The 17,246-nt window shown below is 52.9% G+C and carries 15 protein-coding genes; 5 read left to right on the forward strand and 10 right to left on the reverse strand.

Annotation, left to right across the window (positions count from 1 at the left end; genetic code table 11):
• Positions 1 to 134: 134 nt before the first annotated feature.
• The 9 genes from EDI29_RS02115 to modE all read right to left on the reverse strand — a co-directional run bounded on the left by EDI29_RS02115 (position 135) and on the right by modE (position 12,018).
• Positions 135 to 3,272, reverse strand: a complete 3,138-nt coding sequence (locus EDI29_RS02115) for an efflux RND transporter permease subunit (protein ID WP_137739505.1) — start codon at positions 3,270 to 3,272, stop codon at positions 135 to 137.
• Positions 3,269 to 4,762, reverse strand: coding sequence for an efflux RND transporter periplasmic adaptor subunit (locus EDI29_RS02120; RefSeq protein WP_137739506.1), 1,494 nt, complete (start codon positions 4,760 to 4,762; stop codon positions 3,269 to 3,271). Before EDI29_RS02120 ends, EDI29_RS02115 begins: the two co-directional genes overlap by 4 nt.
• Positions 4,759 to 6,018, reverse strand: coding sequence for a TolC family protein (locus EDI29_RS02125; protein WP_137739507.1), 1,260 nt, complete (start codon positions 6,016 to 6,018; stop codon positions 4,759 to 4,761). The genes EDI29_RS02120 and EDI29_RS02125 overlap by 4 nt, the downstream gene beginning before the upstream one ends.
• Before the next feature lie 12 nt (positions 6,019 to 6,030).
• Complete coding sequence (locus EDI29_RS02130) at positions 6,031 to 6,384, reverse strand: copper-binding protein (protein ID WP_137739508.1); 354 nt, start codon at positions 6,382 to 6,384, stop codon at positions 6,031 to 6,033.
• Between the two features lie 75 nt (positions 6,385 to 6,459).
• On the reverse strand, positions 6,460 to 6,912 hold the full coding sequence (locus tag EDI29_RS02135; RefSeq protein WP_137739509.1) for a hypothetical protein: 453 nt from the start codon (positions 6,910 to 6,912) through the stop codon (positions 6,460 to 6,462).
• A gap of 151 nt (positions 6,913 to 7,063) precedes the next feature.
• Positions 7,064 to 8,110 carry a galactose-1-epimerase gene (galM, locus tag EDI29_RS02140; RefSeq protein ID WP_137739510.1) on the reverse strand — a complete coding sequence of 349 codons (1,047 nt, stop codon included), beginning with the start codon at positions 8,108 to 8,110 and terminating at the stop codon, positions 7,064 to 7,066.
• Positions 8,111 to 8,479: 369 nt separating this feature from the next.
• Positions 8,480 to 9,499 carry a UDP-glucose 4-epimerase GalE gene (gene galE / locus EDI29_RS02145; RefSeq protein ID WP_137739511.1) on the reverse strand — a complete coding sequence of 340 codons (1,020 nt, stop codon included), beginning with the start codon at positions 9,497 to 9,499 and terminating at the stop codon, positions 8,480 to 8,482.
• Positions 9,500 to 9,697: 198 nt separating this feature from the next.
• Positions 9,698 to 11,173 (reverse strand): molybdate ABC transporter ATP-binding protein ModF, encoded by a 1,476-nt coding sequence (modF, locus tag EDI29_RS02150; protein WP_107169848.1) that lies wholly within the window; start codon positions 11,171 to 11,173, stop codon positions 9,698 to 9,700.
• 53 nt (positions 11,174 to 11,226) lie between these two features.
• A complete protein-coding gene (gene modE, locus EDI29_RS02155; RefSeq protein ID WP_137739512.1) occupies positions 11,227 to 12,018 on the reverse strand; it encodes a molybdenum-dependent transcriptional regulator in 792 nt (263 codons plus the stop codon).
• Positions 12,019 to 12,214: 196 nt separating this feature from the next.
• Between modE and EDI29_RS02160 the strand changes: the two genes are divergently transcribed.
• The 5 genes from EDI29_RS02160 (at position 12,215) to EDI29_RS02180 (ending at position 16,152) form a co-directional block, all read left to right on the forward strand.
• Positions 12,215 to 12,370 (forward strand): AcrZ family multidrug efflux pump-associated protein, encoded by a 156-nt coding sequence (locus EDI29_RS02160; RefSeq protein ID WP_010285329.1) that lies wholly within the window; start codon positions 12,215 to 12,217, stop codon positions 12,368 to 12,370.
• Positions 12,371 to 12,516: 146 nt separating this feature from the next.
• A complete protein-coding gene (modA, locus tag EDI29_RS02165) occupies positions 12,517 to 13,287 on the forward strand; it encodes a molybdate ABC transporter substrate-binding protein (protein WP_137739513.1) in 771 nt (256 codons plus the stop codon).
• Between the two features lie 2 nt (positions 13,288 to 13,289).
• Positions 13,290 to 13,976, forward strand: coding sequence for a molybdate ABC transporter permease subunit (modB, locus tag EDI29_RS02170; RefSeq protein WP_137739514.1), 687 nt, complete (start codon positions 13,290 to 13,292; stop codon positions 13,974 to 13,976).
• Positions 13,976 to 15,034 (forward strand): molybdenum ABC transporter ATP-binding protein ModC, encoded by a 1,059-nt coding sequence (modC, locus tag EDI29_RS02175; RefSeq protein ID WP_137739515.1) that lies wholly within the window; start codon positions 13,976 to 13,978, stop codon positions 15,032 to 15,034. Before modB ends, modC begins: the two co-directional genes overlap by 1 nt.
• Positions 15,035 to 15,288: 254 nt before the next feature.
• A complete protein-coding gene (locus EDI29_RS02180; RefSeq protein WP_193555630.1) occupies positions 15,289 to 16,152 on the forward strand; it encodes a sugar phosphate isomerase/epimerase family protein in 864 nt (287 codons plus the stop codon).
• A 78-nt stretch (positions 16,153 to 16,230) separates the two neighbouring features.
• On the opposite strand, the gene EDI29_RS02185 is transcribed toward EDI29_RS02180, so the two are convergent.
• Positions 16,231 to 17,211, reverse strand: a complete 981-nt coding sequence (locus EDI29_RS02185) for a LacI family DNA-binding transcriptional regulator (RefSeq protein WP_137739517.1) — start codon at positions 17,209 to 17,211, stop codon at positions 16,231 to 16,233.
• Positions 17,212 to 17,246: the final 35 nt, after the last annotated feature.

Genomic DNA, 17,246 nt, shown 5'->3' on the forward strand with positions numbered 1-17,246 from the left:
TAAACTCCTTCCTATCCTAAGATTTCTGTGATAACTGATTTCATTATAGGGGGGGAGAGCGGTTATCGGCAATCGATAGTCGATGGCAAGCGTGATTTATCCGCAGGTTATTTGCGTAACATCACGCTCGGGCTTTACCGTTTCAGCAAACCGGAATCTCCCTTGTGTAATAGCAGATAAACTGCCGGAATCACCAGCATTGACAGCAGAGGTGCGCTGACCATGCCGCCAATCATCGGCGCGGCGATGCGCTGCATGATCTCGGAACCGCTACCGCCTCCCCACATGATGGGCAGCAGCCCTGCCATAATCGTTGCCACGGTCATCATTTTCGGGCGTACGCGCAGAACTGCCCCTTCGTGGATGGCATCCATCAGCTGTTGACGCGAAAGCGCCTGACCCGCCACTTGATGTTTTTCTACTGCATGGTTGAGGTACAGCAGCATGATGACGCCAAATTCCGCCGATACACCTGCCAATGCAATAAAGCCAACGGCACCCGCGACAGAAAGATTATAGCCGAGGAGATAGAGCAGCCAGACGCCACCTATTAGCGCGAAAGGTAATGTTGCCATAATCAGCAGTGCATCTTTGATGCGGTTGAAGGTGATATAGAGCAGCACGAAAATGATCAGCAGCGTGAAGGGGATGACGACCTTCATTTTCTCCGTGGCACGTTCCAGATACTCAAACTGACCGGACCAGCTTAACGACACGCCTTCCGGCAGCGTGACCTGCTGGGTGACGGCCCGTTGCATGTCTTCAACGGCGGATTTCAGATCGCGGCCGCGTAGATCGACATAAATCCAATCTGACAGTCGACTGTTTTCACTTTTCAGCATCGGTGGCCCTTCGCTGACGTGAACATCCGCCAGCTCTGTCAGCGTCACTCTGCTGCCGTTGGCCGTCACGATAGGCAGATCGCGCAGCTTTTGTAGCGAATCGCGTAATTCACGCGGGTAGCGGATGTTGATGGGATAACGCTGGCGACCTTCAATGGTTTCGCCGATGTTTTGCCCGCCGATGAGCGTAGCGACCACCGACTGAAGCTCCTCGACGGACACGCCATAGCGTGCGGCGCGCTGACGATCGATATCAATATCGATATAGCGTCCACCCGCCAGCCGTTCTGCCAGCGCAGATGTCACGCCCGGAACCTGTTTTACCACCTGCTCGATTTGCGCGGCAGTGCGTTCGATATCCTCCAGATTGTTTCCGTTAACCTTAATACCCACCGGACTTTTGATACCGGTCGCCAGCATATCCAGCCGGTTGCGAATTGGCGGCACCCACACGTTGGCGATACCCGGCAGGCTGACGGTACGATCCAATTCGGCAACTAACTTGTCCATGGTCATGCCCTCGCGCCACTGGTCGCGCGGTTTCAGCCGAATGGTGCTTTCCAGCATGGTGAGCGGTGCAGGGTCGGTTGCCGTTTCGGCACGGCCTGCTTTACCGAAGACCGATTCAACTTCAGGCACGGTTTTAATCAGCCGATCGGTTTGTTGCAGCAGGCGACCTGCTTCACGCGCGGAAATGCCGGGCAGGGTGGAAGGCATATACAGCAGATCGCCCTCATCCAGTGGCGGCATAAATTCGCTTCCCAAACGGCTGAGCGGAAATAGCGTCAGTAGTAATAGCAGAGCGGAAACCAGCAGCGTGGCCTTCGGGTAGCTCAGTACCTTTTGCAGTATCGGGTGATAGATCGCGATCAGCCAGCGATTAATTGGATTCGCCTGTTCGTCCGGTATCTTGCCGCGTACAAAATACCCCATTAGCACTGGCACCAACGTAATCCCTAATCCAGCAGCGACGGCCATGGCATAGGTTTTGGTAAAGGCCAGCGGTGAAAACATACGGCCTTCCTGTGCCTCCAGTGAGAACACCGGGACAAACGACAGCGTAATGATCAGCAGGCTGCAAAACAGTGCGGGGCCGACTTCCACCGCAGCCCGTTCTGCCAACTGCCACCACTCGTTATTCTGCGGCTGCTTTCCTGGGTTTTCATGCCGCCACTGTTCAATGACTTTATGCATGTTTTCTATCATTACGATGGCGGCATCTACCATCGCGCCGATGGCAATCGCGATACCGCCCAGCGACATGATGTTCGCGTTCACGCCCTGATAACGCATGATAATAAATGCCCCCAGAATCCCCAGCGGCAGGCTGATGATCGCTACTAACGCCGAGCGGAAGTGGAACAGGAACAGGGCGCAAATGACCGCGACGACGGCAAACTCTTCCAGCAATTTGAAGCTCAGCGTGTCGATAGCGTGTTCAATCAACTGCGAGCGATCGTAGGTTGGGACGATCTCCACGCCTGCGGGCAGGCTTTTTTGTATCTCCTGTAACCGCGCTTTGACGGCATGCAGCGTATTCAGTGCGTTTTTGCCATAGCGCATAACGATGATGCCACCCGCCACTTCGCCTTCACCATTCAGTTCGGCGATACCGCGCCGCATCTCCGGGCCTTCGCGGAGCGTGGCCACATCTTGCAATAGCACGGGAATACCGTTGCGGATGGTAATCACCACATGGTTAAAGTCTTGCGCGGTTTTCAGGTAACCGGTGGTGCGCACCATGTACTCGGCTTCACCTAACTCCAGCACGGAGCCACCATTTTCCTGATTAGCTGCCTGAACGGCACTGACGATCTGTTGGTGGGTGATACCCTGCGTCCGCATACGTTCGGGGTCGACGACGATCTGATACTGCTTGACCATGCCGCCCACGCTGGCGACTTCAGCCACATCGGGAACGGTTTTCAGCTCATACTTCAGCAACCAGTCCTGAAAGCCACGCAGATCGGCCAGACTGTATTTTCCGCTGCGATCGACCAGCGCGTATTCGTAGATCCAGCCGACGCCGGTGGCATCCGGGCCAAGCGAGGTTTTCGCATCGGCAGGCAGGCTGGATTGCACTTGGCTGAGATACTCCAGCACGCGGGATCGCGCCCAGTAGGGATCGGTACTATCTTCAAACAGCACATAGACGTAGGCATCGCCGAACATGGAGAAACCCCGTACCGTTTTGGCACCCGGCACGGAAAGCATGGTGGTGGTCAGCGGGTAGGTCACCTGATTTTCCACCACCTGCGGCGCTTTGCCCGGATAGCTAACGCGAATGATGACCTGAACGTCAGACAGGTCGGGCAGGGCATCCAGCGGTGTTTTTTGCAGAGAAAGCAGACCCCATGCCGCCATGAACAGCGCAGCCAGTAAAACCAGCAGGCGGTTTTTAAGCGACCAGCGAATCACGTAGGCGATCATTGGTGGCCTCCGTGGCTGGCATGTGGATTGTCAGTGGGTAAAAAATTCAGAACATGAATCCCGCTGTCATCCATATTGAACTGGATGTTGACGGTGCTGCCGACTCCCATACCCTGTGGCAGTCCTGATGATGGCAGTGTGAAATCCATTGTCATCGGTGACCAGTTGAGCGCCGGAACGGCTTCATGTTCAATGGTGACCTGATTGCCGTTTATCGCCCTGATCACTCCCTGAGTTTGGTAGCCAACGGGCGTTGCTGGGTTTGCCAATGTCTCAGCAGCAAACTGTGGCAGGGTACTGCGCAGGCTGGCTTCGGAATCAATCAGGAACTGACCGGAGGTGACCACGCTGTCGCCTTCTTTCAGCCCATCAATAATTTCCACCCAGTCGCCCAACGATGCGCCCGCGGTGACGTTACGCGGGGTGAAATGGCCGCCGCCGTCGCTCAGTAAAACCCGATTTTGGCTACCGCTGACCAACAGTGCTTCCTGTGGGATCGCCAGACGCGGTTGTGCTTGAGAGTGAGAAAGCTGCACGGTCAGGTACATACCGGGTTTGAGCTGCTGTTGCGGGTTGTCCAGCACCACGCGGGCTTTTAACGTGCGCGTCGTGCTATCCAATATGGGTAGCAGTTCGCTGATTTTGCCGTGGAAGGTTTTACCCGGCCAGGCATTGCTGGTGGCGCTGATATCGCTGCCGATCGCTAGCTGTGCCGCCTGCGCCTCGGGATAATCGAGATCGACCCAAATTGGGTTCAAGCTGGCAAGCTCGAATAACGGCTGAGCCGGACTTAACTGCATACCTTGCCGCACCTCCAACTTATTCACGTAGCCATCTTCCAGCGCGGTAATCGCAATCCTATCCTGCGGTTTGCCGCTACGCTCTACCTGTCGAATAATGGCTTCCGGCATGAATAGCAGCGCTAGTCGCTGGCGTGCCGCTTGGGTCAGCATGTCGTCGCCCAACTGCCGTACCGCCAGATATTCATGCTGTGCCGCCGCCCAGGTTGGGTTCCATAACGTGGCTAGCGTCTCGCCTTTTTTCACCTGTTGTTGCAGCGCGCTAACTGTGAGCTTTTCGATAATGCCGCCGCTGGGAGCGACGAGCGTGCGTAATCCGCGTTCGTTGAGCGTGACGGTGCCATAACCCATTCTGCTGTCAGACAGTTCACGCATTTCCGCACGGGCTGTGCGAACACCGAGGTTCTGCTGCTGCCGGGCGCTGACGGTGATTCCGCCGTCTTCCTGCACGTCATCGGCATAGCGTGGAACCAGTTCCATATCCATAAAGGGCGATTTTCCCGGCTTATCGAAACGCTTATCCGGCACCATTGGGTCGTACCAATAGAGAACCGATCGTTCTGGCGCGGCGGTAGAAGGTGAGTGCGGCGTTTGCTGTTTACCTACCAGATAGCCCACGCCACTTGCGCTGAGAATAGCCAGCACCACCAGGCTAAACATCAGTGATTTTCTCATGACTATTTTGCTCATCGCGTAGAGTTTCCTTGTGGCGTCAGGTAGCGGATGGCGGCCCAATATTGCGCCATCTCCCGTGCGGTATCCTGAAGGGCAATCCGGCTTTCGAGTAGCGCCCGACGGGCATCCAGTACGGCAGAAAGATTACTGCTACCGGATTGATATTGAGCCTGAATCAGTTTGATGCGTTGCTGTTGGAGAGGGAGAACTTCGTTGTTTTGACGCAGCCAACGTGACTGTGCGGCTTGATATTGAGCAATTAGCGTATCAAGTTGCGCCTGATGTTCTCGTTCGGTGAGCAGTACTCTGTCACGTGCTTCCATGCTGCGTGATACGTCAGCGGCGTAGTCTTTGTCCTGACGTTTGGATGTGAAGAGCGGCAGATCGACCGTCACCATCATGCCCGCCATATCGTCATAATCATCCCCACGCTTCGCGTAATAGACCTCAACATCAACATTGGGGATGGCGGCGACGGCTGACTGTGCAGAGCGAGCCTGAGCTAGCTCTGCTTCACGCTGTGCCTGCTTCATTTCCGGGTGTTGATGAATGGCGCTGCTCAGCACATCCGGTGAGGCAGGCAGCCGTTCAAAGCGGGGAAGTTCGCTGTTTACATTGATATCCGCGATACCGGTAAGCTGCACCAGCCGGGTGTGCGCGAGACGGATATCTCGCTCGGCGTCGGCCAGCCTGTCCTGCATAGCTGCCAGTGTCAGACGTGCATCCAGTACGCTACTGGCTTCGCTGCCTGCCGCCACACTCGCTTTTTGCGAGGCGATCTGCCGCTGGCTTTCGTTGACCAATACCGTGATCTCGCTTAACGCTTTGCGTGAGAGCGCCAGATCCAGCCACGCCTGTGCCGTTTCCCGTTGCAGACGAGCACGAATACTTTCGCTATTACTTTGCAGCGCATCGGCTTCTACCCGAATGGCCTGCGCCTTGCTATCGCGCTTACGGCTGCTGACATAGGTTTGCATGACGCCGATACGCTGCATCGTCATGCCTTCCCGCGTGAGTCGGCTACCGTTGTTGCCGCCCAATGGTAGGTTCTCGACGCCAAATTTCAGTTTGGGATCGGGAAGTTGTGTAGCGGAGTCGGCCATGTTTTGTAGCGCGTTAATCTGGTGTTGATTGGCTGACAGATCGGCGGAGTAACGCTCCGCTGCCTGTAAAGCCTGATCAAGACTCAGATCTGCCGCAAAGACAGCGGCAGGCAGCCACAGCAACATCGCCAGACACGCGCGCGTGGCGTCGTGTTTGGATACGTTCATGATGTGCTCCGGTTAAGGCTGCTGTGGCGTAATTACGGTCAGGGTATAGCCGCTATCGTTCTGGATAAAACTGAACGTGACTGGTGTATTGACAGCGAGTGGCGTTATTTCGCCCGTTGCTGGCAGCGTGAATACCATTGTCATCGCTGGCCATTTTAGGTCGGCAACTGGGGCGTGAGAGAGCGTGACCCTATCGGCGTTCCACTGTTTAACAATCCCGGTAGTCTGATAAACGGTGGTCGTGGCCGCAGGAGGATTAGTCGGCATCATCGCGTGGTGCTGATGGTCGTTAGCCCACACGGGGAAGATGAAGGAAGAAACAGAAAAAATAAGGCCGCTGATCAGCGCCATATAAGTGATACGCATAAAAATAATCCCAATAAAAATAATTGATAAACATAGTGTTGCGCACGCTGGCGCAGGGGTTATCAATCGCTTGGGTTATTCTCTAAATCGGCAGAAGCGGATCTCAGCCGGAGGGCCAGCCGCAGGGGGAGAGAACCAGGCATCGCATGACTGATTAGGTGTGACGGAGTTATCCGCTAACACCAACTCACCGCTGACCGGCAGTGCTAATAATACCTGCGCTCCATTATCCTGCTTCACGCTATCCGGCACGCAGTGCTTTTCACACAGCGGCGTTTGCTGGTCGAGTGCGTAAGACGCTTTCTCCGTATGATGAGCGTGAGAGGATAACGGCTGAATGCCGGCCTGTTGCAGATGGGCCTGATGCTGGATCGCGGGGGAGGTCTGGCTGAGCGACATATCGCATTGATGACCTGCGATAGCCAGTTGTGCGTTTAGGAAAAGCCAGCACAGTGCCAATAGCCATCCCCACCTGCCTTTGTGACGCAGATGATGAATGAATAATGGAGACCGTGATGATGCGGACATGGCATTTCCTTTTTGGATGTCGTGGCAGTGTAAGCGTCTGGGCAGGAAGGGGGCAAGCGGGGAATGGCATAGTTTTGTAAAGCCGGTTTGTAAATTGGCAGATAGTCATCTGCCAATGTTATCAATGAGTTAATTATATTTAATCATACGGTTACTGGATGAGAAATTGGTACGTGGTATCCGAGCGATAGACTTTCCCCGGCTTCAGCCAGCAGTCAGGCTGCGGCCAGTCTGGGTGATTCGGGCTGTCTGGTAAGAACTCACTTTCCAGCGCGACACCGGCATAGTTTTTATACTGACCACCGTCTCGTGACGGTGTTCCGGCCAGAAAGTTGCCGCTGTAAAGTTGTAAGGCGGGGGCACTGGTGAAAACGCTCATCAGCACGCGGCCATCGGATGACCATAGGTTGGCAGCCGGGCTTTCGCTGGAACCACAGGTACGATGCAATAAATAAGCATGATCGTAACCACCAACGGCCATTTGATCGCTATCGCGCAGGAAATCTTCCTCCAGTGTTTTCGGCTGGCGAAAATCCATTCCGGTCGCGTTTACCGGCGTCAGGTCGGCGTTGGGAATCCCTGAACTATTGACCGGTAAATAATAGTCGGCAAACAGCTGTAATTGGTGTTTACGTACGTCAGTCAGATCGCCATCCAGGTTGAAATAGGCGTGGTTAGTCAGGCAGACGGGGCAGGCTTTCTCCACGGTCGCCTGATAAGAGATTTCTAACGAATTATGTTCGGTCAGTGCGTAGGTGACCTGAACATTGAGATGCCCTGGATACCCCTGATCGCCATCTGGCGAGTGTAATTGATAAGTGATCTGCGCTGCATCCTGACTGGCAATTCGCCAGCGGCGGGCATGAAAGCCTTCCGGGCCACCGTGTAGTTGATGCTCGTTCTGATTCGGGACCAGATGAAAGGTTTCGGTCTCTCGGCTGAATGTCGCTTTGGCTATGCGATTGGCATAGCGGCCAATCGATGCGCCAAGATAAGCACGTTGTTGCGGATACTGTTCAGGTGATGAGCAGCCCAATAGGACTTCTCGCACCGCCCCCCCAGCTAGAGGAAGTTCACAGGAAAGCCAGGTTGCGCCCCAGTCCATTAGGCACACGCGCATACCTGCCTGATTCTGCAAGGTCGTTAATTGAAACGGCTGACCATCGGGTGCCAGCGTGTTAAGACTTTCATTCAACATGACTTGCTCCTGTAGAGACCTGGACAAGATAGAAAGAGTTGGCCGATGTGTGCAAGGTTGGGGAAGGCAGCAGAAATGCGTTTGCTGACAAAGTACGCCGAACGGTGATAATGGGTAGATCGTAAAGACGCTGTAAGTACATCCCTGTAAGCTCAAGCCGCGCGGATATGAACCCCATCCCTGATATTCACCCTTGCAGGGCCGTCGCCAGCGACGTTCAAAAGCGTTCCTGACGCTTTTGTCCTTGGCGTGGACGCTTTACTCTTCTATCCCATTATCACCGTTCCCATTCCGTAAATGGGTTTGTCGACGGTCTGAATCGACTCTGCTTATCTTCCCTTAATCTGCCACTCGACGTAAAAAACGCCGTTACGCTTCTTCGTACCCGTTAGGGTGGTTGGATTGCCAGCGCCAGGTATCCTGCGCCATTTCTTGCAATGAGCGTGTGACTCGCCAGTTAAGATCTTTCGCTGCACGTTCGGCATCCGCCCAATAAGCAGGTAGATCGCCCTGACGACGGGGAGCAAAATGGTGAGCGAGCGGTTTACCACAGGCTTGGCTAAAAGCCTCGACGACCTGCAATACACTGTAGCCTACGCCAGCACCGAGGTTGTAAATGTGCACACCAGCACGATTTTGCAGGATATTCATGGCGGCGATATGACCGTCGGCCAGATCGACAACGTGGATGTAATCCCGTACACCAGTACCATCAACAGTAGGGTAGTCATTACCGAAAATCGCCAGCGAGTCGCGACGCCCGACAGCAACCTGAGAGATGTATGGCATCAGATTATTGGGAATGCCCTGCGGATCTTCGCCCATCTCTCCAGATGGATGTGCGCCAACCGGGTTGAAATAGCGTAACAGCGTAATACTCCATTCCGGCTCGGCGTGCTGCAAGTCTTGCAGAATTTGCTCGACCATCAGCTTGCTGCGGCCATAAGGGCTAGCAGGATGTCCCGTTGGGAAACTTTCTTGATAAGGTGTGCGTGGCTGATCGCCATAGACGGTGGCGGAAGAGCTGAAAATCAAGTTTTTTACGCCAGCTTTCTTCATCGCCTCAACCAGTACGAGCGTGCCGTTGACATTATTGTCATAGTAACTCAGCGGCTCACGTACGGATTCACCCACGGCTTTTAAGCCAGCAAAATGGATGACGGAATCAATGGAGTGTTTAGCGAAAATGTCGTCCAACAGTGCGCTGTCGCGGATATCTCCCTGATAAAAAATGGGTGTTTTGTCGGTTAAGCGTGTAATGGTTTTAACGACGCTAGCCTTGCTGTTGCACAAGTTATCGAGAATGATGGGAGTGTGCCCGGCGGCCAGCAATTGTACACAAGTATGACTCCCTATGTAACCGCTACCACCAGTGATGAGAACGTTCATAATGACCTCTATTATCGCAATGCTGCAAAATAACATGGCTAGATACTGAAAAAGGTGATCTACAGCGAGAATCTGCCTCTGTTATCGATGGTTTTTTTACGAATAAACGTAGTGAAGCGTAAGCTATAGTGTAAATGAGCCTGGTCTTCTACCCTATATTTTATTTTGTGGTAGCGTTATCATCCCTGTTTTTAGGCATTATTTACATAACTCATCAATCTGATAGCGATAGATGTCGTTGTGCGGAACGAAAGTCAGCCGGTGTGTGATGCACTCGGGCGCGTCTTCCGCGTGGTGAGAGACAAAGAGTAGCTGTGTTTCCCCTTCTCCAATCAAGATATCCAGCCAGCGGCGCACCAATTGCCGATTGAGTGGATCGAGCCCCTGTAAGGGTTCGTCCAGAATGAGCAGCGTGGGGTGTTTGACTAACGCACGAGCAATCAGCGTCAGGCGCTGTTGGCCCCAGGAGAGCGACTGAAATGGCGTATCGGCGATAGCACCATTGAGTCCAAGTAGGGTAAGCCATTGTTCGGTCAGGTGACGCTGACGATCGGAAACAGCCTGATAAATACCGATAGAATCAAAGAAACCGGACAGGATAACGTTACGCACGCTGGTGCTGACGCGGTAATCCAGATGGAAACTGCTGCTGACGTAGCCGATGTAGCGTTTGATATCCCAGATGGTTTCACCGCTGCCGCGTTTACGCCCAAACAGGGTAAGGTCATTGCTGTAGCCTTGTGGATGATCGCCGGTAATCAGGCTGAGCAGCGTTGATTTTCCTGCGCCATTTGGCCCGACAATCTGCCAATGCTGGCCGGACAAGACTTCCCACGTGAGTTCATGAAGAATCGGGCGATCGTTATACTGCACCACGCCGTTGCGCAGTAGAACACGCGCTTTGTCGGGAGGAAGCGTTATATAACGCTGTGGATCTTCGGGTTCTGGCAGCGAACTTCCAGATAGCTTTTCGCTAAAAGCGAGCTGAGCCACCAGCGCCTCAGAGAGGATCGCTTCACGCTGGCCGATGCGGGTCAGCGTACAGTCTGCTAACACACCAACATGGTTGATAAAGTCAGGGATGTCGTCAAAGCGGTTGAGAATGAGCACCAGCGTATAGCCGCTGTCAGCCTGTTTCCGTAGTTCATCGGCAAGCTGCTGGCGGGAGGCAATATCCAGCCCGTCAAAAGGTTCATCAAGGATTAGAAGGTCAGGCTGAGGCATCAGCGCCTGACACAGCATTGCCTTGCGTGTTTCCCCTGTAGAGAGGTACTTGAAGCGGCGCTCCAGCAAATGCGCAATGCCAAACTGGTGTGCTAACTGTTGGCAACGTGCGGGATCGTTGAGGCTATCTTGAATGACCTCTGCCGTGGTGCGGCCAGTGTCATCTTCACCTTCACTCAGCATATCGGTGTTATTGCGTTGCCACTCGTCGGAAACCAGCTTTTGTAATTGTTCAAACGACAGGCGCACAGGGCGTTGGAATCCCGTGGTGCGTTCACCACTCAAGAGCGGCAGTTCGCCGGATAACGCTCGCGCCAGTGCCGATTTACCGCTTCCATTAGCTCCGACAAAGGCCCAGCACTGGTTTTGTTCAATCGTCAGTTCGTCCAGACGCAGCATGCGGGTATCGCTGAGACGAAATAACCCCTGCGTGATTTTCAACAATGACATTTTCTACCCTTCGTCAGTGGTTTGCTTCGAGGTCTATCGTATCCCACGTGAGATTAACAAAGCGTGGCGATGATGACCCGGTCAGCATTAAAACAGGCTTTCACATCCGTTCCCTGCTGTAGTTTTTGTTGTTCAAGCAAGGTATTTGGCACCATGGCACACAGGGTTTCGCCCCCGTTAAGCGTAATCAGAAGTTCGCTGTTCTCCACACCCTGCTGAATGGCTTGAATCCGCCCCGCTAGGACGTTATCAGCGGCAGGCGCGGTAGATGTGGTGGCGTATACGTCGATCCACGGTGCTTTAATTAATGCCAATACCTCTTTCCCTTTCTGTAATTGCAGACGTTCGGCGCTTTGCTGCGTAATCAGTGCGCTGATCGTTGTTTTACCATCGGCGAGCAAAATATCCAGATGTTGTTGTACCTGTTCTTCACTGCGTGCGAGCACGGTTCCAAAAAATTGGTTACGTGCGCTGGTTTGCAGCGAGAAACGCGCGATGGCTGCCAGCAGGCTATCCAACGGCAGCCCGTCTTCCTGCAAGACATCAAAGGCTTTTTGCTGAATCTGTGCGAGCAAATCGTACAGTTGGAGAAGGCGTTCACCGTAGCGAGTGAGTTGTGCACCGCCGCCACCTTTACCGCCAGTCATACGCTCGACGATAGTTTGCTCGGCCAGTTGGTTCATTTCATTGATGGCATCCCATGCGCTTTTGTAACTAATCCCCGCCAGTTTGGCTCCCTGACTGATTGAACCGGTATGACGAATTTGCTTGAGCAATTCAATACGCCGTGGGTCGGCGAATAAACGCTGTTGGAGTTTCAGGGTGAGAAGAATTTCAGCCTGCATAGTGGGATCACCGTTAGAAAGTTTAATTCGCTGTATTGTCGCTATTTTCTTCATCAGGGGCAAATCGCACAAATAGACGCACTATTTTCTCTTACTGCGGTAGACTACGTAGCAATTACGACGATCTCGGCTTACAGTGAAATAGCGCATCAGACGGGCTAAAGTAACGGTAACCGTTGCAATAAGTGAGGTAAGCATGTTGGAGTTATTGAAGAGCCTGCTGTTTGCAGTTGCTATGGTTCCTGTGATGATGGTAGTTATCATGGGGGCAATTTACTGCCTGGGCGAAGTGTTTAATGTGTTGTCCCGCATCGGTCATTCCGACGGTCAGCGCGCAAAGAATCAGCACTGATTCACGATCCTTTCCTATTTTGATGTCCGGCTTCTGGCCGGACATTTCTTTTCTACCTCTCCACATATACCTCTTTAAAGCACATGACACTGCTTCATCATTCGTTATATCATTATTTACACAACGATAATTGTCAGGAGACAAGAATGAAGCAGCAATGGTTAAAATGGTTTGCCGCACTAACCCTCAGTGCAGGAATGGCGTTGCCCGCTGTAGCAGAAGATAAAGTCACCGTGTTTGCCGCAGCATCACTAACCAATGCGTTGCAGGAGATCGCTACGCAGTATCAGAAAGAGAAAAACGTCGCTGTCGTGGCGTCTTATGCCTCTTCTTCAACACTGGCGCGCCAGATTGAGCAAGGTGCACCTGCCGATCTGTTCATCTCCGCTGACCAACAGTGGATGGACTACGCGCAGGATAAAAACCTGATGGATACCGCCACGCGTCATACCCTGCTGGGCAATGAACTGGTGGTGATTGCACCGAAGGCGAGTGCGCAGAAAGATATCAATATTGACAATAAAACCGACTGGAAAAGCCTGTTGAAAGGCGGCCACCTGGCCGTTGGCGACCCGGATCATGTACCTGCCGGCATCTATGCTAAAGAAGCCTTACAGAATCTGAAAGCCTGGGATGAACTCTCCCCGCTGATGGCGCGAGCTAACAACGTGCGTGCGGCCATGGCGCTGGTGGAGCGTGAAGAAGCGCCGCTGGGCATTGTTTATGGTTCTGACGCGGTTGCCAGCGACAAAGTTAAAGTTGTCGGTACGTTCCCAGCAGCGAGCCACAAGCCTGTCGAATATCCGATGGCGGTAGTAAAAGAACATAAAAACCCTGCGGTTACGGGTTTTTATGACTACCTGAAAACGCCGGAAGCGGCAGCCGTGTTTAAACGTTATGGCTTTGCGCCGCGTTAACGATGCTGAGTGATTACGAATGGCAGGCTATTGAGCTGAGCCTCAAAGTATCCGTTGTGGCCGTGGCTTGCAGCTTGCCGTTTGGGATACTGATGGCGTGGGTTTTGGTGCGCTGTCGGTTTCCTGGCAAATCGCTGCTGGATAGTATTATCCATTTACCACTGGTGCTGCCGCCCGTGGTCATTGGTTATCTGCTGCTGGTGGCGATGGGAAAACGCGGTGTAGTCGGTTCCTGGCTCTATGACTGGTTCGGCTTCAGCTTTAGTTTTAGCTGGCGTGGTGCAGCATTAGCGTCTGCGGTGGTCGCGTTTCCGCTCATGGTCAGAGCGATTCGTCTCTCGCTTGATGCTGTCGATACGCATCTGGAGCAAGCCGCCCGAACGTTAGGTGCCACGCCCTGGCGCGTGTTTTTCACCATCACTTTACCTCTCTCTTTTCCCGGAATCGTTGTTGGAACCGTATTGGCATTTGCTCGCTCTCTGGGGGAGTTTGGCGCAACGATTACGTTTGTTTCTAATATCCCCGGCGAAACCCGAACCATACCACTGGCGATGTATACCTTGATTGAAACGCCGGGCGCGGAGGCGGATGCCGCAAGGCTATGTATCATTGCCATCGTCCTGTCGCTGGCAGCGTTGTTAGCATCGGAATGGCTAACAAACTGGAGCCGCAAGCGGTTGGGGGGATAATGCTACAACTCGATTTTTATCAACAACTGGGTAGCCTCGAACTCCATGTTCAGTCTGAACTGCCCGCGAACGGTATTACCGCCATTTTCGGCGTATCTGGGGCAGGAAAAACCTCACTGATCAACGCTGTTGTTGGCCTGACTCGGCCCGATAGTGGTCGGATTGTGCTTAATGAGCATGTGCTGGTGGATACGCAGCAGCGTGTTTTTCTTCCACCAGAAAAACGGCATATCGGCTATGTGTTTCAGGATGCCCGTCTGTTTCCACATTATCGTGTGCGCGGCAATTTGCGCTACGGTATGGCTGAAAAAATGGCATCGCAGTTCGATGACATCGTCAATTTGCTGGGTATCGAACATTTACTGAATCGCTATCCGCTGACGCTGTCTGGTGGCGAAAAGCAGCGTGTTGCGATAGGTCGGGCATTGCTGACTGCGCCGGAACTGCTGCTTATGGATGAACCACTGGCGTCGTTGGATTTGCCGAGAAAGCGTGAACTTTTGCCGTATTTGGAACGGTTGGCGAAAGAGGTCAATATCCCGATTCTGTATGTCAGCCACAGTTTGGAAGAAATAGTCCGGCTAGCCGACCATGTTGTGGTGCTTGATAAAGGCAAAGTGAAAGCACAAGGTTTACTGGAAGAGGTGTGGGCAAGTAGCGCACTACGTCCTTGGTTACCAAAAGACGAGCAGAGCAGTATTCTCAGTGCGCGCGTGTTGGCTCAGCACGAGCATTACGCGATGACGGCATTGGCATTAGGCGATCAGCAGGTGTGGGTCGGGAAAGTCGAGCTGCCGCAGGACGCTGCATTGCGCATTCGCGTGAATGCTGCCGATGTCTCTTTGGTGCTACAGCCCCCGGAGAAAAGCAGTATTCGTAATGTACTGTGTGCCAGTGTGGTGGAGTGTATCGATGTCGACGAACAGGTTGAAGTGAAGCTTGCGATTGGCCAGCAGACGTTGTGGTCCCGCATCACGCCGTGGGCTCGAGACGATCTCGCGCTTTATCCTGGACAAACGCTCTATGCGCAGATTAAGAGCGTGTCGATTACGGCGTAAACATATACGGTTGTAAAAACAGGCTGAGCGATAGGGAGGTGCTGCATATCGCTCAGTCTATCGTGTTAATTTCGCCAGCATTCTGTGACTAAGATAACAGAATAAATATTGAGAGTGATTTTCAATTCGCTTTTTCCTACCGTATGGACAGAGTAGTCAGATAAATTATCCCCGCGTTATTATTTTTTCATCATAAAAGTAATCGATTACTTTTTATTTTCACCTGTGCTACGGGATAAAAATAGGAGAAGGACATGCTCTGTATGACGTTATTACGCCGTGCGTTCGCTATACCGCTATTGTTGATGGTTTCATCAGGTCTGGCGCTTGCCGATCGTCCAACAGAAAACCAGAAAATAGCCTTGCAGATGTACACGCTGCGCAGCCTGAATACGCTCGATGAGCAATTTTCCATGGCGCGAGACGCCGGATTTAAGGCAGTTGAACTCGTGGGGACGCACGGCATTAGTGCGTCAGAAATGAAAGGGTTATTAGGAAAATATCAGTTGAAAGCCATTGCTGCGCATGTCCAGTTTGGCGAGCTGAAAAGTAATATGGCCGAGGTTGTCGCCTTTAATAAGGCGATAGGCAACCGCATGATTATTGTGCCGTGGCTCAATGTTGAAGACCGACCGAATAGCGCAGAGGGATGGCAGCGCTTTGGTGCGGAAATGAACGATTTTGGGCATGAACTGAAGAAGCAGGGCATACAGTTGGCTTATCACAACCATAACTTTGAGATGAAGCAGTATCGCGGTAAAACGGCGCTGGAAATCATGTTAGATGCCGCAGAGCCAGAGAACCTGATGCTGGAAATGGATGTTGCTTGGGTATCCCGAGGAGGGCAAGATCCCGCACGCCTTCTGCGCCAGTACAAAGGCCGTATCTACTCGATTCATGCGAAAGATAATACTGCCATCGGTATTCGCGATGATGAAATGAACTTTGCCCCACCGGGCGAGGGCATTTTGGCATGGGAAGATATTCTCCGTGCGGCGGCTAAAGCGGGTGTCCATTGGTATGTTGCTGAGCATGATTTGCCGAAAGATCCACAGGCCATTATTTCCGCCGCCTATCAGTCTCTATATGAAAAGCTGAGTAAGGTGAGAAGTCAGTAAGAAACGGAAATAGCAACCTGCGGTCAACGAGCCGCAGGTTGTCAGAAGTAGGATCGCGAAAGGTGAATGCGGCGTAAATTAGCTGGATGCCCGCTCGACAAACGTCCATGCCAGTAGGCGCTTTTCTGTTGCGCTGTCCGGCTGGTCGATCTGTTGTAAGAGCAGCTTCACGGCTTCTCTGCCGATATGTGCCGAGGGTTGCTGGATGGTGCTAAGCTGGGGTGAGGTGATGTAACCCAACTCCGAACCGTCAAAACCAATTACCGCAATGTCCTGCGGCGCGCTCAGCCCTGCCTCACAGATTGCGGATAGGGCACCTGCGGCCAGTGTATCGGACACCACAAATACCGCATCCGGTCGTTCAGGAGTGTTAAGCAGCGCCGCCATTGCCGCTTTTCCGCCTTTATAGCTCAGCGTGCTGGCATATTCTACCTTGCCATAATCAAACGCATTTTCCGCGAGCGCGTCGCGATAACCTTTTTCTCGCTGCTGGGCGTAGAGGTAATTCATATCGTGGTTAATCATGGCGATACGGCGGCGGCCTTTGCCAATAAAGTGATTAATCACAAAACGGGATGCTTCTGCGTTATCAATACCGACAGATGAAATGGCCGACGTATCGTCATGCTCGGCGCACTGCACCCAAGGTGCCGCGCCAATCATGTCCTGAAGCGCAGAAAGCGTTGAAATAGCGTCCATAGTGATCACGCCATCGACCATTTTACCGGACAGCAGTTGCAGGCTGGAGTGGGCGCGAACGATATCGGCACCTGAATTGCACAGAAGGATGCGGTAGCCATTTTCTTCCGCTTCCGCCTCAATGCCTTTCACCACATCGGCGCAGAAAGGGTTGGCAATATTGGAAACCATCACCAATAACATGTTGCTGCGTGCGGTACGTAGCTGACGGGCCAGTAAGTTCGGCTGATAATTGCTGCTTTTTATCGCATTGAGAACACGTTCCCGGTTTTGCGGCTTCACGGTATCAATGTTGTTTAATACCCGTGAAACGGTTGCGACTGAGACACCGGCTATCCGTGCTATTTTTTGAATCGACATAATTCAGAAGGCACTCACGCTACTTATGCTTGGCT

The organism is Pectobacterium polonicum (genome assembly GCF_005497185.1).
GTDB lineage: Bacteria > Pseudomonadota > Gammaproteobacteria > Enterobacterales > Enterobacteriaceae > Pectobacterium > Pectobacterium polonicum.

Bases quoted from the DNA above. Each gene is read 5' to 3' on its own strand.
- EDI29_RS02115 (WP_137739505.1), bottom strand. From the start codon at position 3,272: ATGATCGCCTACGTGATTCGCTGGTCGCTTAAAAACCGCCTGCTGGTT.
- EDI29_RS02120 (WP_137739506.1), bottom strand. From the start codon at position 4,762: ATGAGCAAAATAGTCATGAGAAAATCACTGATGTTTAGCCTGGTGGTG.
- EDI29_RS02125 (WP_137739507.1), bottom strand. From the start codon at position 6,018: ATGAACGTATCCAAACACGACGCCACGCGCGCGTGTCTGGCGATGTTG.
- EDI29_RS02130 (WP_137739508.1), bottom strand. From the start codon at position 6,384: ATGCGTATCACTTATATGGCGCTGATCAGCGGCCTTATTTTTTCTGTT.
- EDI29_RS02135 (WP_137739509.1), bottom strand. From the start codon at position 6,912: ATGTCCGCATCATCACGGTCTCCATTATTCATTCATCATCTGCGTCAC.
- galM (WP_137739510.1), bottom strand. From the start codon at position 8,110: ATGTTGAATGAAAGTCTTAACACGCTGGCACCCGATGGTCAGCCGTTT.
- galE (WP_137739511.1), bottom strand. From the start codon at position 9,499: ATGAACGTTCTCATCACTGGTGGTAGCGGTTACATAGGGAGTCATACT.
- modF (WP_107169848.1), bottom strand. From the start codon at position 11,173: ATGTCATTGTTGAAAATCACGCAGGGGTTATTTCGTCTCAGCGATACC.
- modE (WP_137739512.1), bottom strand. From the start codon at position 12,018: ATGCAGGCTGAAATTCTTCTCACCCTGAAACTCCAACAGCGTTTATTC.
- EDI29_RS02160 (WP_010285329.1), top strand. From the start codon at position 12,215: ATGTTGGAGTTATTGAAGAGCCTGCTGTTTGCAGTTGCTATGGTTCCT.
- modA (WP_137739513.1), top strand. From the start codon at position 12,517: ATGAAGCAGCAATGGTTAAAATGGTTTGCCGCACTAACCCTCAGTGCA.
- modB (WP_137739514.1), top strand. From the start codon at position 13,290: ATGCTGAGTGATTACGAATGGCAGGCTATTGAGCTGAGCCTCAAAGTA.
- modC (WP_137739515.1), top strand. From the start codon at position 13,976: ATGCTACAACTCGATTTTTATCAACAACTGGGTAGCCTCGAACTCCAT.
- EDI29_RS02180 (WP_193555630.1), top strand. From the start codon at position 15,289: ATGCTCTGTATGACGTTATTACGCCGTGCGTTCGCTATACCGCTATTG.
- EDI29_RS02185 (WP_137739517.1), bottom strand. From the start codon at position 17,211: ATGTCGATTCAAAAAATAGCACGGATAGCCGGTGTCTCAGTCGCAACC.